At 56.8% G+C, this 26,254-nt stretch carries 22 protein-coding genes and 1 pseudogene; 9 read left to right on the top strand and 14 right to left on the bottom strand.

Features of this window, described 5'->3' with window-relative positions; all coding sequences use genetic code 11:
* The first annotated feature begins 1 nt into the window (after position 1).
* A complete protein-coding gene (locus ACR6A7_RS04350) occupies positions 2–742 on the top strand; it encodes a GntR family transcriptional regulator (protein WP_434123586.1) in 741 nt (246 codons plus the stop codon).
* On the opposite strand, the gene ACR6A7_RS04345 is transcribed toward ACR6A7_RS04350, so the two are convergent.
* From ACR6A7_RS04345 to ACR6A7_RS04330, 4 genes are all read right to left on the bottom strand, one after another.
* Positions 729–1,709, bottom strand: coding sequence for a PfkB family carbohydrate kinase (locus ACR6A7_RS04345; RefSeq protein ID WP_434123585.1), 981 nt, complete (start codon positions 1,707–1,709; stop codon positions 729–731). The two genes, ACR6A7_RS04350 and ACR6A7_RS04345, sit on opposite strands and share 14 nt — an antisense overlap.
* Positions 1,696–2,724, bottom strand: coding sequence for an ADP-ribosylglycohydrolase family protein (locus tag ACR6A7_RS04340; RefSeq protein WP_434123583.1), 1,029 nt, complete (start codon positions 2,722–2,724; stop codon positions 1,696–1,698). Before ACR6A7_RS04340 ends, ACR6A7_RS04345 begins: the two co-directional genes overlap by 14 nt.
* 11 nt (positions 2,725–2,735) lie before the next feature.
* Positions 2,736–4,010: a nucleoside permease gene (locus tag ACR6A7_RS04335; RefSeq protein WP_434123582.1), complete on the bottom strand. Its 1,275-nt coding sequence runs from the start codon at positions 4,008–4,010 to the stop codon at positions 2,736–2,738.
* Between the two features lie 152 nt (positions 4,011–4,162).
* The gene (locus ACR6A7_RS04330) at positions 4,163–4,597 is read right to left on the bottom strand and encodes a rhodanese-like domain-containing protein (protein WP_434123581.1); all 435 of its coding nucleotides are present in this window, start codon (positions 4,595–4,597) and stop codon (positions 4,163–4,165) included.
* Positions 4,598–4,692: 95 nt separating this feature from the next.
* Here ACR6A7_RS04330 and ftrA point away from each other — a divergent pair, with 95 nt between their 5' ends.
* From ftrA to ACR6A7_RS04310, 4 genes are all read left to right on the top strand, one after another.
* Complete coding sequence (gene ftrA, locus ACR6A7_RS04325; protein WP_434123580.1) at positions 4,693–5,685, top strand: transcriptional regulator FtrA; 993 nt, start codon at positions 4,693–4,695, stop codon at positions 5,683–5,685.
* A gap of 214 nt (positions 5,686–5,899) precedes the next feature.
* Positions 5,900–6,175 (top strand): DUF2569 family protein, encoded by a 276-nt coding sequence (locus ACR6A7_RS04320; protein ID WP_434123804.1) that lies wholly within the window; start codon positions 5,900–5,902, stop codon positions 6,173–6,175.
* Positions 6,176–6,323: 148 nt separating this feature from the next.
* Positions 6,324–6,692, top strand: coding sequence for an MmcQ/YjbR family DNA-binding protein (locus ACR6A7_RS04315; RefSeq protein WP_434123579.1), 369 nt, complete (start codon positions 6,324–6,326; stop codon positions 6,690–6,692).
* Positions 6,693–6,962: 270 nt separating this feature from the next.
* Complete coding sequence (locus ACR6A7_RS04310; RefSeq protein WP_434123578.1) at positions 6,963–8,078, top strand: mechanosensitive ion channel family protein; 1,116 nt, start codon at positions 6,963–6,965, stop codon at positions 8,076–8,078.
* A 31-nt stretch (positions 8,079–8,109) separates the two neighbouring features.
* On the opposite strand, the pseudogene ACR6A7_RS04305 reads toward ACR6A7_RS04310, so the two are convergent.
* Positions 8,110–8,286: pseudogene (locus ACR6A7_RS04305) on the bottom strand (transcriptional regulator); the annotation flags it as partial.
* Between the two features lie 58 nt (positions 8,287–8,344).
* Complete coding sequence (locus ACR6A7_RS04300) at positions 8,345–9,073, bottom strand: SDR family NAD(P)-dependent oxidoreductase (protein ID WP_434123577.1); 729 nt, start codon at positions 9,071–9,073, stop codon at positions 8,345–8,347.
* Positions 9,074–9,171: 98 nt separating this feature from the next.
* On the opposite strand from ACR6A7_RS04300, the gene ACR6A7_RS04295 reads away from it, so the two are divergent.
* Entirely contained in the window at positions 9,172–9,552 is a 381-nt protein-coding gene (locus ACR6A7_RS04295) for a winged helix-turn-helix transcriptional regulator (RefSeq protein WP_434123576.1), read from the top strand.
* Between the two features lie 57 nt (positions 9,553–9,609).
* Here the strand turns inward: ACR6A7_RS04295 and ACR6A7_RS04290 are convergent, their stop codons facing one another.
* Both ACR6A7_RS04290 and puuE read right to left on the bottom strand, forming a co-directional pair.
* A complete protein-coding gene (locus tag ACR6A7_RS04290; protein ID WP_434123575.1) occupies positions 9,610–10,524 on the bottom strand; it encodes a sugar ABC transporter substrate-binding protein in 915 nt (304 codons plus the stop codon).
* A gap of 259 nt (positions 10,525–10,783) precedes the next feature.
* Complete coding sequence (puuE, locus tag ACR6A7_RS04285; protein WP_434123574.1) at positions 10,784–12,049, bottom strand: 4-aminobutyrate transaminase; 1,266 nt, start codon at positions 12,047–12,049, stop codon at positions 10,784–10,786.
* Positions 12,050–12,151: 102 nt separating this feature from the next.
* On the opposite strand from puuE, the gene pdxR reads away from it, so the two are divergent.
* Positions 12,152–13,630: a MocR-like pyridoxine biosynthesis transcription factor PdxR gene (gene pdxR / locus ACR6A7_RS04280; RefSeq protein WP_434123573.1), complete on the top strand. Its 1,479-nt coding sequence runs from the start codon at positions 12,152–12,154 to the stop codon at positions 13,628–13,630.
* A gap of 48 nt (positions 13,631–13,678) precedes the next feature.
* Here pdxR and ACR6A7_RS04275 read toward each other — a convergent pair whose 3' ends face one another.
* The 5 genes from ACR6A7_RS04275 to ACR6A7_RS04255 all read right to left on the bottom strand — a co-directional run bounded on the left by ACR6A7_RS04275 (position 13,679) and on the right by ACR6A7_RS04255 (position 22,824).
* Positions 13,679–15,460 carry an EAL domain-containing protein gene (locus ACR6A7_RS04275; protein ID WP_434123571.1) on the bottom strand — a complete coding sequence of 594 codons (1,782 nt, stop codon included), beginning with the start codon at positions 15,458–15,460 and terminating at the stop codon, positions 13,679–13,681.
* Between the two features lie 62 nt (positions 15,461–15,522).
* On the bottom strand, positions 15,523–17,622 hold the full coding sequence (locus ACR6A7_RS04270) for a putative bifunctional diguanylate cyclase/phosphodiesterase (protein WP_434123803.1): 2,100 nt from the start codon (positions 17,620–17,622) through the stop codon (positions 15,523–15,525).
* Between the two features lie 529 nt (positions 17,623–18,151).
* Positions 18,152–20,416, bottom strand: a complete 2,265-nt coding sequence (gene katE / locus ACR6A7_RS04265) for a catalase HPII (RefSeq protein ID WP_434123570.1) — start codon at positions 20,414–20,416, stop codon at positions 18,152–18,154.
* A gap of 144 nt (positions 20,417–20,560) precedes the next feature.
* Positions 20,561–21,763: a lactonase family protein gene (locus ACR6A7_RS04260; RefSeq protein ID WP_434123569.1), complete on the bottom strand. Its 1,203-nt coding sequence runs from the start codon at positions 21,761–21,763 to the stop codon at positions 20,561–20,563.
* 149 nt (positions 21,764–21,912) lie between these two features.
* Positions 21,913–22,824, bottom strand: coding sequence for a LysR family transcriptional regulator (locus ACR6A7_RS04255; protein WP_434123566.1), 912 nt, complete (start codon positions 22,822–22,824; stop codon positions 21,913–21,915).
* 134 nt (positions 22,825–22,958) lie between these two features.
* Between ACR6A7_RS04255 and ACR6A7_RS04250 the strand changes: the two genes are divergently transcribed.
* Positions 22,959–23,675: an SDR family oxidoreductase gene (locus ACR6A7_RS04250; RefSeq protein ID WP_434123565.1), complete on the top strand. Its 717-nt coding sequence runs from the start codon at positions 22,959–22,961 to the stop codon at positions 23,673–23,675.
* Between the two features lie 80 nt (positions 23,676–23,755).
* Here ACR6A7_RS04250 and rclR read toward each other — a convergent pair whose 3' ends face one another.
* The gene (gene rclR / locus ACR6A7_RS04245) at positions 23,756–24,634 is read right to left on the bottom strand and encodes a reactive chlorine-specific transcriptional regulator RclR (RefSeq protein ID WP_434123564.1); all 879 of its coding nucleotides are present in this window, start codon (positions 24,632–24,634) and stop codon (positions 23,756–23,758) included.
* Between the two features lie 151 nt (positions 24,635–24,785).
* Between rclR and rclA the strand changes: the two genes are divergently transcribed.
* Positions 24,786–26,117 carry a reactive chlorine resistance oxidoreductase RclA gene (gene rclA, locus ACR6A7_RS04240; protein ID WP_434123563.1) on the top strand — a complete coding sequence of 444 codons (1,332 nt, stop codon included), beginning with the start codon at positions 24,786–24,788 and terminating at the stop codon, positions 26,115–26,117.
* Positions 26,118–26,254: the final 137 nt, after the last annotated feature.

The raw sequence follows: 26,254 nt of genomic DNA, 5'->3' as shown, positions 1-26,254 counted from the left end.
TATGACCGATCACAACGCGCTATTTTCGCGGCTTACCGCCACGCTGGCGCAAGAGAGCCGCACGCCGCTGTACAAACGCTTCGCCAGCACGATCAAAGAGGCGGTGCGCGACGGCACTCTGGTGCAAGAAGAGATCCTGCCGGGCGAACGGGAGTTCAGCCAGTCGCTAAACATTTCGCGCATCACCGTGCGTAAGGCGATGGATGAGCTGGAAAAAGAGGGCGTGGTGCATCGTTCACGCGGCTATGGCACGCAGATTTGCAGCCAGTTTGAATATTCCTTAAAAGAGCCTAAGGGCCTGTCGCAGCAGGCGGTATTGCGAGGCAAAAAGCCCGACACCGTCTGGATCAACAAAAGTAAGATCGCTTGCAGCGCGGATATCGCAGAAAAACTGGGCGTGAAGAGCGGCAGCGAAGTTTATCTGCTCAAGCGCATTCGCTACGTTGACCAGCAGGCGGTTTCCGTTGAAGAGTCGTGGGTGCCGGCGCGCTATATCGCCGACCCCGACAAAATTGGCATTTCGCTGTATGACTACTTTTACCAGCAGCAGATTTTGCCGGTAAAGTCGCAGAGCAGAGTGAGCGCACGCATGCCGGACGAGGCGCTGCAACAGCAAATTGCCCTGCCTGCCAGCGTGCCTGTGCTGGTCATTAAGCAGCTGACGCTCGACGCGCAGGGCAACCCGCTGGAGTACAGCATCAGCTATTGCCGCAGCGATATGTACGTGTTTATCGCGGAGTAAGGCGCTGCTGCCAGTAGGCGCGCAGCGCCGTGCGATCCGGCGCGCAGTCGCCGCCGCGCCGAGAGACCACGTATGAGGCGACCGCATTGCCCAGCGCCACGCTCTCCGCCAGCGACCAGCCGGACGCGAGCCCCGCTAACAGCCCGCCGGCGTGGCTGTCGCCTGCGCCGATAGTATCGACGACCTGGGTCGCCAGCGCGGGGATCCAGCCCGTACCGGCGTCGTCGATAAAGCCCGCCCCTTCGCTATCCAGCCGTACCACCATCGCGCCGCTAAATTGCTGCCGCCAGCGCGCCATCAGCTGCTGCGCGTCGAAAGGCGCCGAGAGAGACAAACGCTCGCGCCATAACAGCTCAGCCTCCTGGCGGTTGACGGTGATCAGCGGCCGCAGCGCCATAATGCGGTCAAAATGCGCCTCGCCGATATCCGCCAGCCGCGGGCCAAAATCGATCAGCAGCTGGAAGGGCTGCGCCTGCCGCTCCAGCCAGTCGATCAGCACCTCACCGCTTTTGCTGGTGAGCTGATAGCCGGAAAGATAAATCCAGCGATGCTCAGGCTGCGGCAGCGTGCACAGCATCGCCGTATCCCACAGGTTCTCAACGCCGCTCACCGATAAAAAGGTGCGTTCGCCGTCCGGCTCCACCAGCGCCAGGCACCAGCCGTTATCCCCTTTGGCGCTTTCCAGCACGCTGTGAATGCCGTAGTCAGCGAGTTTCTGCCGCACGATACTGGCCCAGATGCCGTTGCCAAGCGGCAGCGCGTTGATTGCCGGGATGCCGAGGCGATGCAGCGCAATCGCCACGTTGAGGGCGCAGCCGCCAACGTTGACGCCCTGCTGATGCAGTTCGATATCGCTGCCGCGATGCGGCAGCGTGTAGGCATCGGCAATCACATCTACCACCGCCGCGCCGATAACGCACACCGGCAGCCGCCCCTCCAGCCGCGCCAGATCGTCAGGCGTCAGCACAGGCGGCCTCGCGCTGCTGGCGGAAGCGCAGGAAAGCGCGGCTGTAGTGGGTGAAATCCTGCGCGTTGGCGGCGTCCAGCTCGGCCTTCAGCGTCTCGTCAATCGCGTCGATGCCGTGCAGCGCGCCGCAAATCGCCACCGCCATCGCGCCGATGGTGTCGGTGTCGCCGCCCAGGTTGGCGCACAGGATCGCGCAGCGGTTCGGGTTGGTCTGCGCCAGCTCGACCATGGCGATGGCCGCCGGTACGGATTCTATGGTGCTGGTGCCGGTGCCCACCACATCGTAGATCTGCTGCATAGCGGATTCCACGCCTCGGCTCTGTGATACAACCTGCAGCGCCAGCTCGATACGCGCCGCGATCGACGCGCTAAAGGTGGTGATGCGTTTCTCCTGCGCCGCGCGGGCGATGGGCGGAAGTTCGTCACGAATCGTCGCCCAGTCGCCGCCGTCGATGGCGCGCGAAACCGCCCAGGCGATGGCCGTGGCGCCGGCGATCGCCACATCCGACTTATGCGTCGGGCTCGACGCCAGCGCGACGGCGTCGATAAAGGCGCTGAGATGGCGCGCGGGCAGCAGGCAGCCCAGCGGCGAGACGCGCATGGCGGCGCCGTTGGTCATGCCGTTGTTCTCAAGCTGCGCGACCGGCGTGCCGTTTTTCAACGCATTCAGCGCGATTTTGGATGTCGGCCCCAGGACGTTTTTGTTGAAGGCGTCGAAGGCTTCTGCCCAGCGCAGGATATTGGCGCCAATGGTTTCGGCATTAATTTCGCCGTCATGGCTGATAATCGCATCCGCCAGCGCCAGCGCCATCGAGGTATCATCAGTGAACGCCGCGCGGCCGAAATAACAGGCGGCGCTGTTCTCGGCGGGCCCCGGCAAAAAGCGATCGATCCAGCCAAAGTGCTGCTTAACGCGGCTGCGCGGCCACAGCTCCGACGGCATGCCCATCGCATCGCCCAGCGCCTGGCCGTAAAACGCGCCTAAAATCCTTTTTTCCTGGTCTGTTGTTGTCATGTTTACATCTCTTATTTATGGCTGTCAGCGGTGGCTGAATGGTCGAAAGTGGTGAGTTCGTCGCTGCGCTTTTTGCCGTCGCGGAACAGTACGATAAAGGCGACGGTGATAATGACGATCATGATGCTGCCGAACAGCCACATGCCTGCCCAGTTAAATGTCTGGCCGTTGCGCGGCTGGTCATAGGCGAACATCTCCTGCATCAGATAACCGCCGAGGCGATAGCCCAGCAGGCTGCCGACTCCCTGGCACGCCAGCGTAATCAGCCCCTGCGCCGCGTTACGCATCGCTACCGGCGCTTTTTTATCGACATAGATATAGGCGGTGATGAAGTAGAAGTCATAGCTGACGCCGTGCAGCAAAATGCCCATAAACAGCAAGCCAAAGGTCAGGAGGTTCTGATCGCTGCCGAAGATGAAGAACAGGTAGCGCAGCGCCGCTGTCGTCAGGCCGAGCAGGAGAACCTTGCCGATGCCGAAACGTTTAATAAAAAAGGGCAGCGCCAGCAGAAAGAAAATCTCCGACACCTGGCCAAGCGTCATCCATCCCGTGGCGTGCGGCAGACCGACTTCGGTCAGGTAGCCTTCGGCAAAGATGTAGTAAAACGCCAGCGGCATACTGAACAGAAAGGAGCAGACAAAAAACACCAGAAAGCTGCGATCTTTCAGCAGGTGCAGCGCATCCAGCCCCAGTGCGACGCGCAGGCTAAATTTCGCCGTGCTTTTCGGTTCGGTGGCGGGCAGCGTCAGCGCGAACAGGCCGAGCATCAGCGAGCTGGCGGCGGTGATCAGCAGCGGAACATTGCTGGCGGAGATGTCGCCGAAGCCGAACAGCGGCGGCAGAAAACCGCAGGCGATACCGGAGGCGATCCAGCCGATGGTGCCCATCACGCGGATGCGCGGATAGTCGCGCTCGACATCCCCCACGTGGGAGAAAGCGATGCTGTTGGTCAGGGCGATAGTCGGCATGTAGGTGAGCGCATAGAGCAGTAGCAGCGGAAAGAAGCCGCTGAAGTGGGTTTGCTGCGCGGCGAAAAACATCAGTAGTGCGCCGACAATGGTCAGCAGCGACAGCACCTTTTGCGCCTGGAAAAAGCGATCCGCCAGCGATCCCACCAGGATCGGCGACAGAATGGCGGCGATAGAGGTACAGGCGTAGCACCAGGCGATCTCAACGGGTGAAAAGCCGTTTTTGCTGAGAAAGGCCCACAGCGGCACGAACCATGCGCCCCATATGAACCACTCAAGAAACATCATAAAAGCCAGTTTGGGTATTGTTGTTTTCATTGGAAAGGACTCCCCGGTGTTGGTAGAAGCAACCTAACACCAATGACAATACCTTTATAATACCTTTAGCGGAAAGCTTGAGCTACCCCACAACAATTTTGCGGGGTAAGCGACCGTCCTTTCCGGCAGAAAAACGGAAAAGGCGTCCCGATTCAGCATTCGCAGGAGAAGCCGCCAACGGGAGCGGTGCCGTTTTCCTGCTGCAGCGCAAGCCCTTCGTCAACCCAACCGGTCATGCCGCCAATCATCTCTTTAACGAAGAATCCCAGGCTAGCCAGGCGAACGGCGGCGCGATGGACGCCGTTGCAGTGCGGGCCGGCGCAGTAGACGACAAACAGCGTGTCGCGCGCATATTCAGCCATGCGCGCTTCAGTGATGGCGCGCGTCGGGATATTGATCGCGCCCGGCACGTGCGCCTTTAAAAAGGCTTCATTGCTTCTGACATCCACCAGCACATAGTCGATATCGCCGGTTTTCTGGCTGTGATGCACATCAGCGCAGTCGGTCTCAAAGGCCAGGCGACGGCTGAAATGCTGTAAAGATTCCGCAGGGGTGGCTGGTGCAACTTCGCTGATTAAACTGGTCATCGTTTATCTCTCCTGTCTGAAGGGATGTTGATTGTATGAAGCGTCATCAGACTGATAAAGTGGCGGTTCTGACAATAATCGGTAGTTTTCCGCCAATGATGAATGAATCAGGTTTAGTGGCCGTTCTGGCCTATAACGGACTCTGTACCTTTGAGTTTGGCATTGCGGTGGAGATATTTGGCCTGCCTCGGCCTGAATTCGATTTCCCCTGGTACCGTCACCGCATCGTCTCGGTCGACGCCTCGCCGATGCAGGTGGCAGAAGGGATCCAGATCGTATCGAGCTTTGGCATTGCGTCGCTCAGCGAGGCGCAGACCATTATTATCCCCGGCTGGCGTAACCGCGATGAAAAGCCGCCCCAGGCGTTACTCGACGCCTTATGCGATGCCTTTCAGCGTGGGGCGCGCCTGCTGTCAATCTGTTCGGGCGTCTTTGTTCTCGCTGCGGCTGGCTTGTTGAACGGCAAGCGCGCGACCACCCACTGGCGCTACACCGACGAACTGGCCGCGCGCTATCCTGAGGTCACGGTCGATCCCAACGTGCTGTATGTCGACAGCGGGCAAATCATCACCTCGGCGGGCAGCGCGGCGGGCATCGATGCCTGTCTGCATCTGATCGGCCGGGATTACGGCACCCATATCGCCAATATCGTCGCAAGACGCCTGGTGATGGCGCCGCAGCGCTCCGGCGGGCAAATCCAGTTTATCCCCTCTCCTGTGGCGCAAAAGCCGCGCGATGAGATTGCGCCGCTGCTGGACTGGGTGCTCCAGCATTTGCACTGCCCCTTGTCGGTCAGCCAGATGGCGCAGCAGGCGCTGATGTCGGAGCGGACCTTCCTGCGACGCTTCAGAGAAGCGTCAGGCACGACGCCCAAAGCCTGGCTGCTGCAGGCGAGAATGAATCTGGCGCGCGAGCTGCTGGAAAATAACCAGCTTGCTAATGAGCAAATCATGACGCGCTGTGGATTTGCATCGATGGAGAGTTTCCGCGCCGCCTTCCGTAAATCGGTGGGGATTTCCCTCTCATCTTATCGCAAAACGTTTGGCGGAAGGCGTAGTGGAAGAGCGAGCGCTGTGGAGGCGTGCTAACGCGCCACGTTCAGAATGGGCATGAAAAACGCTAAAGGATACCTCCTGGCCAGCCGATAGCGATCTACACGACGTTTATCCGTTCTGACACGATCGGTAACCGTAAGAACGGAATCACTACAAGGATGAATAATGACCGACGCCCCTTTTAAATGGACATGTATAAAGTGCGATAACGAAATCTCTCAGTATCAGGAATATTGCGCTGAGTGTGATGAGAAAGGTTAGCTTCTTCGCGCTGCTCTATATTATCTTCACGGTTTCTCTCTTCGTACGTAAAAAGCGATCGTTACCCCTGGCCTATACGCTCTTGCTCGCCGTCGGCGTGGCGATCATGCTGCTTGATCTGGCCTGCATGCAATATCTTTTCCCGGAGGTGTCGCTGGGTTATGAGCAAATCATGCCGATTGTCAGGCATATCCTTCACGCCTGTATCTGGATACCTTACTTTCACTATTCGGTGTGCGTTAAAAAAACCTTTATTCGCTAGCCAGAAGCGCGCCTGCAGGCTGGGAGTCTCAACGCCGGTCTGCAACACTATTGCGTTTTAGCTTGCTCGCCCTGTATGTTCACTCGAAACTGAAAACGTATTAGGGGCGTTTGTGTCTCTTAAAATCAACAGAGCGCCAGGTGATACGATGAAACGAGAGACGCTATTCAAATATGCCCTTGAGCACTACCAGGCGGAACCGGAATATTTATGGGGCAATCTGCCTGGCTATGCTGTGCTCCGGCATCACGACGGGAAAAAGTGGTTCGGTATCGTGATGAACGTGCCCGGCAGCAAGCTGGGGCTTGAAAGCGAGGAGGAAATTGACGTGCTGGCGGTCAAAATCCGGCCGGAACATATCGGTTCCTTGAGGCAAAAAAAGGGCATTCTGCCCGCTTACCATATGAATAAAGAGCACTGGATAAGCGTTGTCCTCTCTGGCCCGCTCTCCTCGCAGGAGATTTACGATCTGCTGTCCGAAAGTCACGGACTGACCGCCGGCGGTCGTAAGCGTTGAGCATTGCCGGCTGACCGCAACCCGCTGCATCTTCAGGCGACACGCCCTGGGGCAGAAAAATTCTCCCTCAATATCAATAAGCTGGAACGCAAACACCCTCCGGCTCCGGACGCTTTTCGATTTTTAACAAGGTAAACCAGGCAGGCGACTCACTTTTTCATAAACTAAGGGAGTTAATTACGTCATCAGCAGATAGCCGTGATGACAACGGTTACTGACATTTACCACTTCGCTGACAGCCTTGCTGTCAGCCGAACATAAGGGAAAATAATGGCTTTACTATCTGGTGAGTTCTCTGACATGCCAACATGGGTGCCTGCTGTATTGCTCGTCATCTTCTCGTTAACCGCAGGTTTTCTCTCCCGTTTTTTACTGCTGAGATTCATTCGTTACTGGCAGGGTCGCGACAGAAAGCTATTCAAATCCCTTGAAAAACATCTACGCGGCTCCATGTTTCTCTTCATCCCGCTGATCATGATTAATGTCGGCGTGAATTATATCGAGATTCACCCGGAATCCTTTTCATTTGTCACCACCACGCTCAATATATTTATTATATTGTCATTGTGCTCGGTTTTAATTCGCCTGATTAACGTCGCGCAGGATATGCTTTTTATCCGCTATGATATTAATCTTTCCAACAATCTGCGCGCCCGTAAAATCCGCACGCAGATTATTTATGTCAAAAAAGTGGCGATTGTGCTGCTTGTTTCCATCTGTCTTTCTCTTATCCTGCTCAGCTTCCCAGGCGTGCGAAAATTCGGCACCACCATTCTCGCCGGGGCCGGTGTGGCGGGCATCATCATCGGCTTTGCCCTGCAGAAGTCGCTCGTCAACCTCTTCGCCGGCATTCAGATTGCCTTCACCCAGCCGATTAAAATCGATGACGCGGTGGTGGTTGAAAAAGAGTGGGGATGGATTGAAGAGATTAACCTGACCTATGTGGTCGTTCGTCTCTGGGATCTGCGAAGACTGGTGCTGCCCATTACCTACTTCACCGAAAATCCCTTCCAGAACTGGACGCGGACAAATGCGCAGATTTTAGGTTCCGTCTTCCTGTACCTGGATTACTCTATGCCGCTGGAGCCGCTGCGTAGGCAATTTGAAAAGATCCTGAGCGAAACCCGGCTCTGGGATCGAGAGACGCAGGTGCTTCAGGTCACCGATGCCGATGACAAAACCATGACCATCCGACTCCTGATGACGGCGCAAAACTCCCCCACGGCCTGGGATCTTCGCTGCCATGTGCGGGAGAAGATGATTGAATTTGTCCAGCAAAACTATCCGCACAGCCTCCCTCGCATGCGGGCAACGCTGACGGATCCCGCGCTGGACAACCCGGCAGGCGACAAAGCGGGCGCTGAAAACAGGGGGATGAAGGTCTAGCGCGGCCGCCTGCATATCACCGCTTACCGCGCTTAAGACACAGCGAGACGGCGGGCTGCGACAGGCCCGCCTTGTCCTGAATGAGACTGGCACAGACGCCATACTGCTCACAGAAACAGAGCTGAGCGTAATCAGCAAAGGCTTCGTCAGGGCTTTCCAGCCATTTAAACACCGCAATCCGCCCAGAACTGGCCAGTAATTTACTGATGCGGTCTGCCCTCCACGTGCAACCTCCACTCAGCGCGGCATTGCGCACTGGCTGGCGCTCACGCCGTCATCCCGCCATCAATCACCAGCTCTGCGCCGCTGACGTAAAGGCTTTCGTCCGAGGCCAGGTACAAGGCGGCAGCCGCCACTTCATCGGCATTTCCCAGACGCCCGGCCGGTATCCGGGCGCTCAGCGTCAGCCGCACATCGTCGCTGGCCTGGTCGAACATCGGCGTGTCGGTCGGTCCGGGACTTAGCGTATTGACCCTGATGCCGCGCGGCGCCAGCTCCGTGCTCCAGGTGCGGGCATAGGAGCGTACCGCGGCCTTGCTGGCGGAATAGGCGCCGTAGCCTGGATTGGCGATGCTGCCGGCAATGGAACCGACCAGCACGATAGCGCCGCCCTCGCCCATGTGCTGAACCGCATGCTGTACCGCAAACACCATGGCGCGCACGTTCAGGTTGAAGGCGCGATCGAAATGCTCCCCGGTGGTATCGACCAGGCTCGCAGGCTCGGAGACGCCTGATGAATTGACAAAAATGTCGAGACGTCCTGCTCTGGCGTGGAGGGTTTCGAACAGTCGAGCCAGGTCGCTGGCGCAAGTGAGGTCGCCGGCTATCGCCTCGACGCTGCCGCCGATAAGCCTGACCGCCTCAGCCAGCTGCGCTTCGCGTCGGCCGGTAATAAAAACGTGGGCGCCTTCTTGCACAAAGCGGCGCGCGACCGCAAAGCCGATACCGCTGCCGCCGCCGGTCACCAGGGCGGTCTTTCCTCTGAGTTTCAACATGGCTGCTCCAGAAATAGAGTGGAAGCCAGATAATATATTTCGTATATTTAGTGTCAATTACGCACTTAATCTATACCAGATATACAGAGGGAAACTAGATGGCGACCGATATCCCGGCCCTGCTGGCAGAGATCAACAGCACGCGCCCAGTCCTGGAACAGGTGGCGAACAAGTGGTCGGTATTGATCCTGACCGTGCTGTGCAGCGAACCGGCGCGCTTCAACGCCATCAGGCGCCGGCTTGATCCGATCACGCACAAGGCCCTGACAGAGGCGCTGCGCCGACTGGAGCGCAACGGTCTGGTCAGCCGCCGCGTGATCGCCTCCTCCCCCGTGGCGGTGGAGTATGCCATCACGCCGCTGGGCCGCACCTTGCAGGCGCCTTTTGTGGCGCTGGTGGGCTGGGCCAGGGAATATGGCGCGGCGATTGAGCAGGCGCAGGCGGGTTATGACGCGCAGCGTGCCGATGAAGCGGAGTGAAAAGAGGTGACCTGAACGATCGGCCTGCAGCGGCAAGCCGATCGTTGTTTTACGTCGTTACTGGCCCTTCTCCACATATTTCTGCATATTTTCTCGGGTGACCAGCTCAAACGGAATCCACAGGTGAGAATCGACTTTCTCGCCTTTGATCAGTTTTTGCGCCACGTCCACAGACGCTTTACCCTGACCAACCGCATCCTGGAAAACGGTCACCTGCATTTTGTCTTGCGCAAGGGCTTTCAACCCGTCTGGCGTAGCGTCAATGCCCCCTACCAGAACCTTTTTCTTGCTTTTAGAGAGCGCTATCGCTGCGCCAATCGCCATCTCATCATTATTGGCCGCAACGATATCAATATCTTCACCATTGCCGAGCCAGTTCAGCATCAGATCCATGCCTTCGTTACGCGCATAGTTGGCAGGTTGCTTCTGTACCACTTTCATTCCCGGGTATTTCGCGACAACCTGCTCTACATCTTTGGTACGCTGCAGCGCGCCGGCGTCGGTCAGGTTACCGATCATGATCGCCACGTTGCCTTTGTAGTTAGCCATTTTCGCCAGCGCCTCCATCTGCAAGGTGCCCGATTCCCGCTCGTCAGACCCGACGAACACTACGCCCTGCGGCAGCGTTTTATCTCCCGGCGTCCGGTTTACATACACCAGCGGGATCTTCGCCTGCTGCGCCAGTCGGGTCAGCTGCGGCGTGCTGGCTGAATCAACAGGATCGACAATGATGGCATCCACGCCGGAACTGATAAAACTTTGCACCTGATCGGTCTGGCGACCGACATCGCCGCGCGCATCCTCAAACTGCACGTCGAGCCCGCGCGCTTTCGCCTCTTTATCAATCGACTGGCGAATAATGGTTAAAAAATTCTGATCGAAGTAAGCCATCGACACGGCAATTTTCTCTGCCGATACCGTGGCGGAAACAGACAGCAGACCCAGTAACAATAATGGCTTAAGCATTTTCATCGCGGACTCCAGAGTAAGCTTTTTAACGAAACGATTTTTTCATTGAGATACAAAATGGACTAATAAAATCGTTTTCAGCCTACGAGGCGCCTGCGATGCTGACAACCAATATCGGTGGATTTTGCTGATAAGCGCACACATTACTCGCTGCCGCGTAACGATTCTCACACAAGCCGTGCTGCCTGATGGCTGACAGCTCAGCCTCTCACTTTTTTGTTATTCGGCCATAGCGCGAATAAACGCGCTATAACCTTTTTGCCTACTGTTTCGTCGCGGATTCGATGATCCTCAGCGCCGCTTCGAACTGGGCGTCTGGAATAGTCAGGGGATAAAGGAAGCGGATCACGTTGCCATATTGCCCGCAGGTCAGCAGCAGGAGCCCCTGCTCAAGCGCCAGCTTCTGCACTTTTTGCGCCGCGGCGGCGGAGGGCTCGCCGGTCCGCGCGTCGCAGAATTCTGCCGCGACCATCGATCCCAGACCGCGCACTTCCGCCAGCTCGGCGCACCACGCCTGACAATCCCTCAGTACCACGCGCAGGCGCTCGCCCAGCGCATCGGCGCGCTGACAGAGCTGTTCATCCTTAATGATATCCAGCACGGCGTGTGCGGCGGCCACCGCCATGGGATTGCCCGCGTAGGTGCCGCCCAGACCGCCCGGCGCCGGTGCGTCCATAATCTCCGCTTTGCCCACGACGCCGGAGAGCGGCATCCCGCCCGCCAGGCTTTTCGCCATGGTCATCAGATCGGGCTGGTGCTGATAGTGATCCATGGCAAACAGCTTGCCGGTGCGGGCGAAGCCGCTCTGCACCTCGTCCGCGATCATAACGATGCCATGCTTGTCGCAGATCGTACGGATCGCGGCAATCAGCTCTGGCGGCGCCACATTAAACCCGCCTTCGCCCTGCACCGGTTCAAAGATAATGGCCGCGACCTGCGTCGGCTCGATATCGCACTTAAACAGGCGCTCGATAGCGTTGACCGCATCAGCGGTTGTCACCTTATGCCGTTCGGCAGGATAAGGCACATGGAAAACCGAGCCCGGGAAAGGCCCGAAACCGATTTTATACGGCGCCACTTTGCCCGTTAGCGCCATCGTCATATAGGTGCGCCCGTGGAAGCCGCCGCCGAAGGCAATGACACCCGGGCGTCTGGTATGGGCGCGCGCAATTTTGATCGCGTTCTCCACCGCTTCGGCGCCGGTGGAAAAAAAAGCGGTTTTCCGTTCGCCCTGGATCGGCGCGGCGGCATTGATTTTCTCCGCCAGCGAAATGTAGCTCTCATAAGGCACGATCTGCCAGGCGGTATGGGTAAAGGCCTTAAGCTGTTGCTCCATGGCCTGCACCACACGAGGATGACGATGGCCGGTGTTGAGCACGGCGATGCCTGCAGCAAAATCGATATAGCGATTGCCCTCAACATCCGTCAGCGTACTGTTGTCGGCCGAGTGAGCATAGAAATCACACATCACGCCCACGCCGCGCGGCGTGGCATTCAGGCGACGCTGCTGAAGATGGTTATTACGCATAGTAAGCTCCTTCCCTTCACAATTTATTTGAACTGTTGGAGACAATCTGTCAGCGTTTGGTACCTTATTCGAGAGCCAAATCATTTTATTTGCAGGATCCAAATGCGTTCACTCGCTGGGGATGTGATCAGACAGGCATTTTTTAACGGCACGGAAGGAAAGCTGCATAAGCGACTGTATAGCGCTATTTGCAACGCCATTCTTTCGGGCAATCTGACGCCCTCTTCTCGCATGCCGCCGACGCGCGATCTGGCCAGTGAGCTTGAGCTGTCGCGCAATACGGTACTGCGGGTCTATGAGCAGTTGCAGGCGGAGGGCTATATCTCCTCGCGTACGGGCAGCGGAACGGTCGTCACGCACAGCGTGCTCGATAATCTCGGGGGGCGACCGACCGCACGTCAGGATGAGGTGCCCGCAGAGGACGCTTCCCAACTCTCTGAGCGCGGCCTGCTGTTGCTGTCGCACGCCAGCGCCAGCCCCAGACAGTGGGGAGCCTTTTTACCCGGCGTGCCCGACGTCGCGAACTTCCCCCACCGCGTGCTGAAAAAATTCTACGATCGTCAGGCTCGTCAACTGTCGCCTGCGCTTTTAACCTATGACACCACGGGCGGTGCCGAGGTGCTTAAAGCCGCGCTGACCGATTACCTGCGCACGGCGCGCGGGGTGCAGTGCACGCCGGACCAGATCCTGATTACCGAAGGCATTCATCAGGCGCTCGATCTGGTGACGCGCTCGCTCTGCAATCCTGGAGAGCGGGCCTGGACAGAGGAGCCCGGCTACTGGGGCATTAAACATATCCTCCGTATGAACGGCGTCGAGATCGTCACCATGCCGGTGGACGAGCAGGGGCTGATCCCCGACGGCGAAGTGGCCGTTCCGCCCAGGCTGATTTTTGTTACGCCTTCTCACCAGTATCCTCTGGGATCGGTGATGAGCCTGAGCCGCAGGCAGCAGCTGCTGGCGCAGGCGCGCAAAACCCATAGCTGGATCGTGGAGGATGACTATGACAGCGAGTTTCGCTTTGCCGGCCAGCCTATTCCTGCATTACAGGGGCTAGAGGCCAACAGCCCGGTGATTTACGTCGGCACCTTCAGCAAAACCCTCTACCCCGCGCTCCGGCTCGGCTATATGGTTCTGCCTGAGCAGTTGAAAACGCCGCTGAAAAGAGTGCATAGCGAGCTCTATCGCGGCGGGCATCAGCTGACCCAGGCAGCGCTGGCTGATTTTATCCGGGAAGGCTATTACGCGGCGCATATACGGAAAATGCGCCAGTTATACAGCCGACGTAGGCAGGTTCTGGTCAATTTAATCAACGACAAATTAGGCGGCAGTTTTTTAGGCCAGTACAACAGCAATGCCGGGCTGCATCTGATTTTGCAGCTGCCAGCGGGGGTTGACGACCTTACGCTGGCGCAGCGCGCTAATCGTCAGGGCATCCTGGTGCGCGCCCTGTCGAGCTATTATGTCGGCGAAAAGCGTCAGGCCGGTTTATTGCTGGGCTTTGCCAGCATGGCGGAGAGCGAAATCGTTACCCAGTTCCACCGGCTGGCCGCCCTGATCAAAGAAGCGCAACACCCTTAGCTCCCGCCAGGCGTTGATTTACCGCTCGCGCAGCACGCTGGCCACGACTCATTCAGTCAGCGCGTCTCGTTTCCTCAGCAGCCATGCGTCCAGCGCCTTCTCAGCCATGGGCCGCGAATAAAAATAGCCCTGCGCCTGGTCGCTGCCATATTCCGAGAGGATTCGTCCCGTTTCCGCGTCCTCGACGCCTTCGGCCAGTACGACATAATCGAGCGCCTTGAGCATGTTGATAATACTGCAGGCGATAATTCGCGAGGCGGTATCCGTTGAAAGATTGCTAATCAGAGAGCGATCGAGCTTAATAACATCCAGCGGCATCTGCCGCAGATAGCTGATATTGCTGTAGCCGGTGCCGAAGTCATCGAGCGAAATAGTAAAGCCGCGCTGCTTAAGCCGCTCAAGCCCCTGCATCGCCTGCGAACTCTCCAGAATACGCTCGGTTTCCAGACACTCAATGCCGAGCAGTGAAGGCGGCAAGCCATACTGGTTTAATTTCCTCTCAAGATCGTCGGCAAACCCTTCGCACGCAAAATCATTGAGGCTGATATTGACGGTAATCGGCAGCTGGATACCCTTATCGCGCAGATGCGCCAGGCGAAGAATGGCGCGATCGATAACCCAGGTTGTCATCATCGGCAGCTGTCCCGTCTTCTCGGCCAGCGGCACAAAAGCCCCGGGCAGCAGCTCGCCATGTTCGGGGTGGCACCAGCGAATCAGCGCCTCCAGCCCGACAGGGGCGCCGGTTCTCAGGCAAATTTTGGGCTGATAAACCAGATAAAGCCCCCCTTCCTGATGCAGCGCTGCAGCAAACTCACGCATAAGCTTAAAATCGCGACCCTGCTGCACATCCGCTGATTCGGTATAGGCCATGGCGGGAGTGCCGCTGCCTGTTGCCTCATACAGCGCGCTGGCGGCGCGGCGCAGAATTTCCTGAGCGTTGCAGCAGCCTGCGGTAAAATCAACCTGCCCGGTATGCGTACTCAGCGCGAGCGACAGGCCTTCACCCAGCTCGGCGCTCATGCCCGTTAACCGCTCCGCAATCGACGCTGCGCTCAATGGGCTTTTGCCATGCGTCAACAGGGCGAAGCGTCCGGTCGTGACGGTGTAAAGCCGCTCGTCAGACGCGGGCAGCAGCAGCCGCGGCAGCAGCGCAGCGACATTTTTTAGCAATGTCTCAACCGGGCCCATCCCCATGGAGCGAGCCAGCTCATAGGCGCGAGGCATATCGATACAATCGATTAGCACCAGACGACGCAAGGAGACATCGCCCGAGTCGGCGAGATACTGTAGATCGCGCATCAACCGCTGCCGGTTTGGCATGCCGGTGGCCGGGTCGGTAAACCCCGCCGCATGCCAGGCCTCCAGGAAAGACATCATTAAGTTAGCCAGCTTCTTGAGGGTCAGCAGCTGCTCGACGCTAAAAGTGTGAGGCTCGCCATCCGTTACGCAGAGCGTCCCAAACAGGCGACCTTCGCGGTCTTTCAGCGGCACGCCAGCATAAAAGCGGATGAACGGCGCGTCGGTAACATAGCGGTGCGCCATGAAGCGGCTATCAAGTAAGGTGTCTGGTACCACAATCTCGGCGTCGTTATCCGCGACGTAACGGCACAGAGCATCTTCGCGCGCGGTCTGTTTCAGCACGAAATTATGCGCAGCCTGAATATACTGGTCGCTGTCGTCCAGCACAGAGATAAAACTGCCCGGAATGCCCAGTACCTGACTGGCGAGCTGCACAAACTGATGCAGCACATCGTCACGGCTCGCATCAGGCTCGCGCAGCGCCTGCAGCACGCAGTAACGATGGCTGTCGTTATCAAAATCTATCAACACATATCCTCCGCCTCAGACTACGTCTCAGAGCGAACTTAACCATAAAAAAATCGGTAGGTTTATTACTCATGCGAACAGACCGCTGTATCAGGCAACAGCCTCTGAAAGGCTTCTGGGCTAAGAGGCTCGCCAAGCGCGTTGCCCTGAACAATGTCGCACTGCGACTGGGCGGCGAAATCGCGCTGCGCGCCATTTTCTACCCCTTCCGCCAGTACCGTCAGGCTCAGGCTTTTCCCTAATGCCGCCAGCGCGCGGAACATCATGCGGATGCGTCCGCTGTCGGCCAGTTGTGCCGTAAGCGACTTATCTATTTTGAGACCGGTAACAAATTCATGTTGCAGCAGGTTAATCGCGCCCAGCGTGCGTCCATAGTGGTCGATAATAAAACTGGCCCCGGTTTGCCTGATGGCACTGAAGCGAGACGGAACCTCCTGCACCAGCGTGGTCAGCATCGACTCGTCGACCTCAAGGTTGACGAAGCTGGCGTCATTGGCCGTCAGTTCGCCCAGCAGTCTGTCGAGACGGCTGTCATCCAGCTGGCGTGGAAAAAGATTGATGCTGACGCGCAGCGCAGGCAGGTAGCGTCGCCATTCGCTGACCTGGCGTAGCGCGCTACGTAAGATCCACTCGCCAAGCGTGAGGGAAAGCGAGCTTTTCATCAGGATGTTTAGAAACGCGCCGGGCAGCAGCATTCCCCGCGCAGGATGCTGCCAGCGCAGTAGCGCCTCGCAGCCGGTTAATTTACCGCTGACGGCATCATACTGAGGCTGATAAAAGAGCACGAACTGCTGCTGACGCACAGCCATCTCAAGTTCACGTTCAAAACGGCGGCGCTGCTGGTCAGCTTCGAGAAAGCTCGGCAGAAAAAGCACGCTACAACCTTTGCCTGCTGCCTTGGCGCGATAAAGCGCAAGATCCGCCGCCGACATCACCGCCGAGGCGTCCGGACCATGTTCTGGGAAACAGGCGATGCCCAGGCTGGCTCCAACGGTGACGGAGGTGTCCTGACAGGTAAAGGGGGCCTGCACCGCCAGAATCAGCTGTTCCGCAACCCGCTGCGCTGCCTGACCGTTTTCCGGCAGCAGGATCACAAACTCATCGCCACCGAGTCGCGCCGCCATAACAGCGTGTGCGCAGACAAGGCGAATCTGATCGGCCACATGGCACAGCAAGGCGTCGCCCGCTGCATGCCCAAGCGAATCATTGATCTCTTTAAATCCGTCCAGATCGGCCATCATGAGGGTAAAAGGCACGTCGGCGGCCGTCAGATGCTCAAGCTGATCCATAAACGCGCCGCGGCTCGCCAGGCGGGTCAGCATATCGAGCGAGGCAAGTTCGCACAGGCGCGCCTCGCTTTCGTGACGCTCCGTGACATCGCGAATGATCATCCCGACCAGCCTGTCCTGATCCTCATACCAGCCTGAAAAGGAGACTTCAGCCGGAAATTCCTGCCCGTTGCGCCGCTTTGCCCAGACCTGAATCCGTCGCGGCTGCGAAATGGCCGACCGATCGGCCATCATGCGCGCCAGCTCCTGACGATAGTGGGTCTGGGATCGCTCTGAAACCAGCCCGGCCACATAGTCGCCCGTCATCTCCTGCGCGCTATAGCCGAACAGGCTGGTTGCCGCCGGGTTCCAGAAAATGACGCCCTGTTTAATATCTGTGCAGATAATGGCATCGGATGAGGTCGCGGATATCGCTTCCAGCCGCTGCTGGCTGCTATGCCGCAGCAACTCCAGGCGATGCACTTCCATACGGTCCATCACCAGTGAAGCGATTGCCGCAAGGTGACCTCTGTCGGCTGCGCTTAGCGGCGGCCGCGGCTGGGTATCGACCAGACAAACCGTTCCAATGCGGTGCCCCTCCGGCGTCACCAGCGGAATACCGGCATAGAAACGGATATGGGGGTAGCCGAGCACCAGCGGATTTTGGCGAAACCGAGGGTCCAGATGGGTATCCGGCACGCAAAGGATGTCGTCCTGTTCCAGGGTGTAATGGCAAAAAGCGACGCTGCGCGACGTTTCGCAAATATTCAGTCCATAGCGCGCTTTAAAAAGCTGCTTTTCGCTGTCAATTATCGAAATAAACGATACCGGTACCCGAAACAGGCTAGCCGCCAGCAAGGTGAGCCGATCAAGCGCATCGGAGTACGGCCTCTTCATCAGCTGATACTGATCGAGGGCGTAAAGGCGTGCCGCTTCCGTATGGATAGTGGATTTCAAATCTATCCCCTCCTTAAAATGCTGGGGTCGGCATGAAACAGCAAGCTGGAGACAGGTTCCGTCAGACGGATCGTTAACATCGCCAGAAGAAAGCACCTGAGAGGCCGCCTGAAACGTCAGGACGTAAAAGCAGGCGTGATGCCGCATCCCTACGCGATTAAAAACAGCGATAACGTCAGCCATTAAGCGCGTTACCTTGCGTTTACAGTATCGACAGGCGAGGCGATAACTTCAGCTGAGTTTGATGAAAACGGTAAGTAACTGTTTCTGCCGGTAGCCTGAATAAATCGCGCCTCTGGAGCCGACGCGGCGGGATAAAGTCGCTGCTCTGCAGCGCACGCGTAAAAGTAGCGTTAAAAAAAAAGAGCGCCATGATAAACATGTCGCCCTTTTTGCCTCTGCTATGCCTGCAGTCAACCCGGCCCGAAATCGAGAGGATCAACCGCGCAACGATCGCCAGCCGCTATCGTCATGCAGGAATAGTTTGCGCCTTCTGGCTGCGCGACCAGACGCGGTGCGCTTTCATCGCCTGTGTGAATTCAGACATCAGCGCGCTTTCCGCTTTATCACCTTGCACAAGGCCCTCTTCACGATCCGCCTCTTCCAGGCCGAACTGCGTTTTGAAGCGGCGCGCCTCACCCACCAGACCAATCACCTTCAGGTGCTTATAGGCTTCCAGCAGGAAGTAGCGCGCATCCCCGCTCTTCAGCAGAGCGTCGATATTGCCATCCGGCACGATCGCCGCGTCAAAGGTCAGAGAAGGCAGACCGGCAAAGGTCGCGTCGACCGGCAGTACAGAGCCGTCGTCTGCGCGCACCTGGCCCATATGCGGCGCCAGCAGTTTGGCATGTACGCCCGCGGCTTTAAGCGCCTGCAAGATATTCAGCACATCGTCCGCTTTTACGCCGTCGCTGAGCAGCAGGGCAACCTGACGCCCTTTGATCTCGCCGTCTGGAATCGCATAGAGGCTCAGGCTATCGTCTTTGGTGAGGCCGTTGACTGCCGCTGGCGGCTGAATATTCAGCTGTTCGTCGGTCAGGGCGATACCGAGGTTATCCGCGACGCCCTGCGCCAGGGCAATGTCAATGCGCGCCAGATGATCCACCACGCGTTCACGAATATAGGCGCGCGCGACTTTACTCAGCTCAAACGAATAGGCGCCGATAATGTGCTGCTGCTCGACCTCGGTCTGGCTGAGCCAGAACAGGCGCGGCTGGGCATAGTATTCGCCGAATGACGGGCTACGCTCACGCACCTTGTGGCCCTCCACCCGCTCCTGATAACTTTCAAACCCACCATTTTTAGCCGCTGGCGGCGTTTCGCGCGGCCAGTTGTCGTTGATCGAGTTCGGCTCGTAGTTGGCTGGATTGGTATCAATATCCTGACGATGCATGCCCTGGCGCTGGAAGTTATGGTAAGGGCAGGTCGGGCGGTTGATCGGGATTTCATGGAAATTCGGTCCGCCCAGGCGGCTGATCTGCGTATCGGTATAGGAGAAGAGACGGCCCTGCAACAGCGGATCGTTAGTAAAATCCAGGCCCGGCACAATATGGCCAGGGTGGAACGCAACCTGTTCGGTTTCAGCAAAGAAATTATCGGGGTTACGGTTGAGCACCATCTTACCGACGATCTCGACTGGAACCAGCGCTTCTGGAATCAGTTTGGTCGCATCGAGAATATCGAAGTCAAATTTAAACTCATCCTCTTCCGGGATCAGCTGCAGTCCCAGTTCATATTCCGGATAGTCTCCCGCTTCAATGGCTTCCCATAAATCGCGGCGATGGAAGTCAGGATCGCGCCCGGTCAGCTTCTGCGACTCATCCCACAGCAGCGAGGCTTTACCCGCTACCGGCTTCCAGTGGAAACGCACAAAGGTCGCTTTGCCTTCGGCATTAATCAGGCGGAAGGTATGAATACCGAAACCTTCCATGGTGCGATAGCTGCGCGGAATACCGCGATCGGACATCGCCCAGATGACGTTATGCATGGTTTCCGGCTGGAGAGAAACGTAATCCCAAAAGGTGTCATGAGCGCTCTGGCCTTGCGGAATTTCGTTGTGCGGTTCCGGCTTAACGGCATGCACGAAGTCGGGGAATTTATGCGCATCCTGAATAAAGAAGACCGGCGTATTGTTCCCGACCAGGTCAAACACGCCCTCTTCGGTATAGAACTTGGCGGCGAAGCCGCGGATATCGCGTACGGTGTCGGCGGAACCGGCACCGCCCTGCACCGTGGAGAAGCGGACAAAAACGGGCGTGGTCTGGTCTGGATCGCTCAGGAACTGGGCTTTAGTAAGATCTTTAAGTGAGCGGTAAGGCTGAAAATAGCCATGCGCCGCAGAGCCGCGAGCGTGCACGATTCGCTCTGGAATTCGCTCATGATCGAAGTGCGTGATCTTTTCACGCATGATGAAATCTTCCAGCAGCGTAGGACCGCGGGAACCGGCGCGCAGCGAGTTTTGATCGTTGGCGATGCGCGTGCCCTGATTAGTGGTAAGGGCGCGGTCGGTGCCGTTTTTACGGTGTGCTTCGAGCTGGTCAAGTTTGGCGTTATGCGTCTGCGGGGCTTTCAGGCTGCCGGGTGCGGTAGGCTGTTTGCCGGGCGGCGTGGGTTCGGGCTGCGGCTGATGCGAACCATCACTGGGTGCCAGCGAACCCATACCGGCTTCTGAGGATTCCGGGCCAGTGTGGGGCGCACGGTGGCTAAGCGATTTCTTTTCTGTTTCTTCCGACATAAACCCTTACTCCAGCAGTTGTTTTATTATGACGACATTAAAGATAGAACAACCTGAGCAATGCTGCGGGTTAAAACGCGCAGGTGATACCCTCAAAACAGCGAATTTGCAGCAAACGCCTGCTGCTGAGCGCATTGATGCTTCTTAATTAAAAAATGCAATATCCGTTGGCGTAGAGATTTTCGCCGCGTCACCCGCCGCTTTCATCTCGCCGGTATTCTCATCGAAATGGAACAGAGAAATGGTGTTGGTGAAGACGTTAGCCACGTAAAGATATTTACCGCTAGCGTCGAAGGCAAAGGCACGCGGTTCAATTCCGTTAGCCTTATAGCTTACCGGTTTGCCTAACATGCCATCGGCTTCAATTTTGAACACCAGCAATTTATTATCTGATCCGCGGTTCGAGGCAATCACATATTTGCCGTTCGGACTTAAAATAATCCCCCCACCGCTGCGATATTCTGCGCTGCTATTCTCTCTATTCAGCCTGATATGGCCAACCGGTTCCAGCCGATCCTGATCCACACTGAACACGACAATCTCACCGGCCATCTCAGTGATGACATAGGCATGCTTGCCCTCTGGCGTAAATACCATGTGGCGGGGACCTGAACCGGCAGTAAAATTCACGTCGCGCGCGCTATCCGCCTCCAGCGGCTCAGCTTTGTCAGCGTAATAACGGTAGGCGTGCAGCTTGTCACCGCCGAGGTCGGCTGCGTAGAGATATTTGCCATCACGGGTAAACGCGGTGGCGTGCGCATGGCCGCTATCCTGACGCCCTGCAACGGCGCCGGTGCCGTGCTCGAACGGAAAATGTTGTACCTGCTCGCCCAGTTTGCCATCGTGATGGATTGGGAAGACCGATATGCCCGCCCCACCTTTCGCCACGGAGTAGTTAGAGACAAAGAGGAACTTACCGTCCGGGCTGATGGTGGCATGGGTGGGCTGCTGGCCGTGACTGTTCACGCGATTAAGCACCCGCACCTGGCCGCTTTTATCCACACTCAGCGCGGTGACCGCCCCATCATTCTCTTCATTGGTGGTGTAGGCAAAACGCCCATCGCGCGATTTCACAATCCACGACGGACTTTTCATCTTGATCACCTCGAGTGGCGTCAGCGTACCGTCGCTGTTCACCTTCAGGCGATATAACCCCTCACTGGGATGGTCAGGTTTTTGCGCTGACGGCGCATCTGGAAGCGATGTCCAGGTGCCAACCAGCGCTGTTTGATGATCGATCGCGGCATTTGCCATTTTGCTTCCCGCCAGTGAAAAAACAGCCAGGGATAATGCCATGGTGATGTTTGTGGCTAAACGGTTCTGCACCGTTTTTTTATTTCTTTTCATTTTAGTTACCCACCGTAATCGGAATGTTAATGACTATAGTGGGGTTCGTTTAAATAGCGCCCGGCGAGGAGGTGACCGGGTTCACAATACAGAAGATTAAATGCTGGCAGGTGCCGTCTGACGCTGGGGCTGAATGAAAAAGGTCTCGCTCACTCTTTTTTTAGCCAGTCGATAAAAAAAGCACTGAAGGCGGTCACCTGTAAAGGCTGAAGCTTGCGCTGCGGGTAGACAAACTGCAGCCCAACATCTTTGCGATCGAAGCGGCTGAACCCTATAAAGCTTTCTGCAAACAGCACATTAAGCTTGCCCTGTTCAACGTCTCTTTTTACATCCCACCAGGATTTACAGGCAATCCCTCCGTCCTCAAGCACCCACTGACGGAGAAGCGCGCCATCGTTACACACCATGGCAGGATCCACGCGGATCGTTCTGCTGACACCTTCTTCCTCAAATCGCCACTCATTTATAACCACACCGTGTCGCTCAAGAACCAGGCACCTGTGATGGTGAAGCGCATCAGGCGTAGAGGGCATCCCGCAGGCCTGGAGATAGGAATTTGAGGCAACCAGCACCCTGTGGTTAGGAGCGATATTCCTGACAATCAGGCTGCTGTCCGGCAAATTACCGAAACGGATGCTCATGTCCAGCCGGTTAGCAATTAAATCCTCAACGCGTTCGCCCAGGTAAACCGACGTATTTACTTCAGGATGAAGGCGGGAAAAATCCAGTAACGCAGGGCTCAGATATTGTCTTCCAAAATCTGACGGCGCAGAGATGCGAATGTTTCCGCTGAGTACCCCCTCTTTCTGCATCAGCAGCGATTCTGCGTGTCGGGCCTCATTCAGTACCCGCAAAGCGGCGTGGTAAAAATCCTCTCCCGCCCTGGTCAGCGTAAGGGCGCGCGTGGAACGATGAAAAAGCCGGGTCTGGTAGCGCTCTTCAATTGCTTTCAGTCTTGCCGTCATTGAGGCCGGAGAAAGCGACAGCCGACGTCCGGCGGCCGACAGGCCACCGGTCTCGGCTACTTCAACGATCAGCGCCATATCCTCGAGCTTTCCCATATTTCATCTTTTCCGAAAAGTCATTGCACCTGAGGCGCCATTATCAAAGAAAGCCTGGGTAAGTAAAGTGCTTTAACCCCTTTTCACAACCGATATACAGCCATCCACTTTTTAAGAAGATGAGGAGTAAACCGATGAGTAAAACGTTAATTATTGGTGGCGCGTCAGGCATTGGTTTTGCTGTGGCCAGCGCGCTGGCGGAACAGGAAAACAGCATTATTCTGGCAGGACGAAATCAAGAGAAGCTGGAAGCTGCGCGCCAGTCGCTTACTCTGAGGCCAGCAGATGTCAGGACATTAATGCTGGATGTCAGTAACGAAGCTGAAGTCGTTGCGCTGAGTCACTCGCTGGGTGATGTTGATCATATTGTGTTTACCGCAGGTTCCAGTGCACCCGGTGGCCTTCTGACGGACATGGATCTCAGCGCGGCGCGGCGCGCTTTTGATACCAAATTCTGGGGCAGCATCTACACGGCCAGGCATCTCAGCAGAAATATCCGGCAGCGTGGAACGCTGACGCTGACCAGCGGTTTTTTGGCTCGACGCACTCTGAGCGGCACGCTTGTTAAATCCACGATGAACGCTGCCATTGAATCGGCCGCAAAGGTGCTGGCAAAAGAACTCGCGCCGTTGCGCGTAAACGTCGTGAGTCCCGGCCTGACGGATACGGAGGCGTACGCCACGATGGACCCTGCCGCTCGTGAAAAAATGCTTCAGGCGGCGGCTGAGAATCTGCCGGTGAAAGCGTACGGTCGCGCGCAGGACATCGCTGAAGGTTATCTGTTTTTACTGAATAACCCGTTTGTCACTGGCACGGTCATTGATATTGAAGGCGGTGCGCTCATCAACTGACTCCCCGACAGGGGGTGACTTATCGCGCGAATGCCGAATCAGATCTCTTCGGCATTCACGTGACTGCAAAGAGAAAACAGTTATGCCTGAAAAAGCATCCTGTCCTCCTTCGCCAGCCTTTCTGTTCGCCGGCGATACTCGCCCGGTGTGCAATTAAACTCCCGCAGAAAAGCTTTATGAAAGGATGACTCACTGGCATAGCCAACAGCGAGGGCGATATTGATGACCGGCGCGGAATCGCGCGCCAGCTGCTGGGCGGCCAGCTGTAGACGAATAGAGGTCAAAACGGCGAGCGGCGTGGTGGCGCTCAGCTGGCGGAACAGCTGCGCAAATGAGGCGCGCGACATAAATACGCGCTGTGCCATTTCTGCCACGGTCCACGGCAGCGCTGGCGCTTCGCAAAGTTGGGCGATCAGCGTCCCGATGCGCGGATGGAGTGCCAGTGTCAGCAGACTTTTATTCTGCAGCGTATCAGAAAGGGCGCTGCGAACGGCAAGCGTAAACATTGCGCTGATTTGATGACTGCGCAACGCCTCATCGCCCGGCGCATCGGTGGCATCATGCTGAGTGACTAAAGTCAGGGCGGCGGCCAGCCAGCGTGCTTCATGGCTCCCGGCTGCTGGCTTAAGCATCAATACTTCCGGCAGCGCCGTAAGAAAAGCCTGAGCCGATGCAGGTAACGTCAGTCCGCCGCATACCAGATGGGTTGGCGACCTCTGCTGCTGATAGAGGCGATGCGCGGCATTCTGCGGCAAAAAGACGACGCTCCCGGCAGAGATCTCAACTTTTGCTGAGCCCGGCATGTCCAGCATAACTGAACCGCCAGCGACAGTGTGCCAGCGCACCGAACACAGATGCCCTGCCCGATGCGGCAGCTGCCATTCGCCACTCAGTACACAGTTTTTGTCAATGCTGCTCCGGGGATTATGCAATAACAGCAGATGACTCAGTGGATCCATACTCGCCCTCTGTTTTTCATTTCTTATCCTGAAATCCGGTTATTCAGACGCAAAGACAATAAAGCCAGCGTTACGGCGTAAAAGCGCGTCGCCGTTAATCGTAAGCTGGTGACGTTGACAGTTTTTACCGCTATTTATATCGGAGAGCATTATGAACCATTATCAGGCAGCAATTATCGGTTTTGGTAAAGCAGGCAAAACGCTGGCCGCCGCCCTGGGGCGTGCCGGCTGGCGCGTGGCGATCGTTGAGAAATCAAAGGAGATGTACGGCGGCACCTGTATCAACGTCGGCTGTATTCCCACTAAGGCGCTGGTGCACGATGCGCAAACCGACGCCGACTTCGGTGAGGCGATGCAGCGCAAAGCCTCAGTCGTCGCGCTTTTGCGTGAAAAAAATTATCTCAACCTGGCGAATATCGCGCAGGTCGAGATGATCGATGGCCAGGCGGCGTTCATTGATCCTCACACGCTAAACATCACGACGGAGCAGGGAAGCAGCGAGATCACTGCCGATCGCATTTTCATTAATACTGGCGCCGAAGCTGTGTTCCCGCAGATTGAAGGCCTGGTGCCCGGGCCACGCATTGTAGACAGCACGGGCATCCTGAATGTATCCAGCCTGCCCAAACGTCTGGCCATCCTTGGTGGAGGCTATATTGGCGTTGAGTTCGCTTCAATGTTTGCCAGCTTTGGCAGTGAGGTCACCTTACTTGAGACGTCCTCGCAGTTTCTGGCACGTGAGGATGCAGATATCAGCGCGGCCATCAAAACCGTTCTGCAGGACCAGGGGGTAAAAATTGAGCTGAACACCCGGGTGCAGTCGGTTTCCAGCGACGAGAACAGCGTTACGATCCACACGGATCAGGGCGAACGTCAGGCTGACGTCTTACTGGTGGCAACCGGGCGGCGCCCGGCGACGCGGGAACTGAAGCTGGAGAACGCCGATGTAGCTACAGATGCGCGTGGTGCCATTGTGGTTGATAAGTATCTAAAAACATCTGTGGATCATATATGGGCGCTGGGTGATGTCACCGGCGGCCCGCAGTTTACCTATATTTCGCTGGATGATTTTCGCATTGTGCACGATCAGCTGCTGGGTAAAGGAACGCGCACCACAGACGATCGCGTAAATATACCTTATTCGGTCTTTATGACGCCCACGCTGTCACGCATCGGGCTTACAGAAGCGCAGGCGCGTGAGCAGGGCCGGAATTTTCAGGTGGTGTCATTGCCCGTGGCGGCGATTCCACGTGCTCGGGTTATTGACGATACGCGAGGCATCCTCAAGGCGCTGGTAGACAATGACAGCAAGAAAATTCTTGGCGTGGCGTTGCTGGCAGCAGACTCTCATGAGGTGATCAATATCGTGAAAACCGTCATGGATGCAGGCCTGCCGTATACCCTGCTCAGGGATCAAATTTTTACCCATCCCACCATGAGCGAATCGCTGAATGACCTGTTTGGGCTGGTAAAAGAGGCGTGATGAAGGATGCCTGCCAGCCTCTCTTGTCCTTTCTGGGTATGAACCAGACCGGTAGCAGTCAGAGGCTGATTCGAAGTGCTGTAAGGGTCAGCATTTTATCTTTTCGAGATAAAGTGCTGACTCTTACAGCCGGTTTT

The organism is Pantoea phyllosphaerae (genome assembly GCF_051025595.1).
GTDB lineage: Bacteria > Pseudomonadota > Gammaproteobacteria > Enterobacterales > Enterobacteriaceae > Pantoea.
This window is presented reverse-complemented; position numbering and strand designations above follow the sequence as displayed.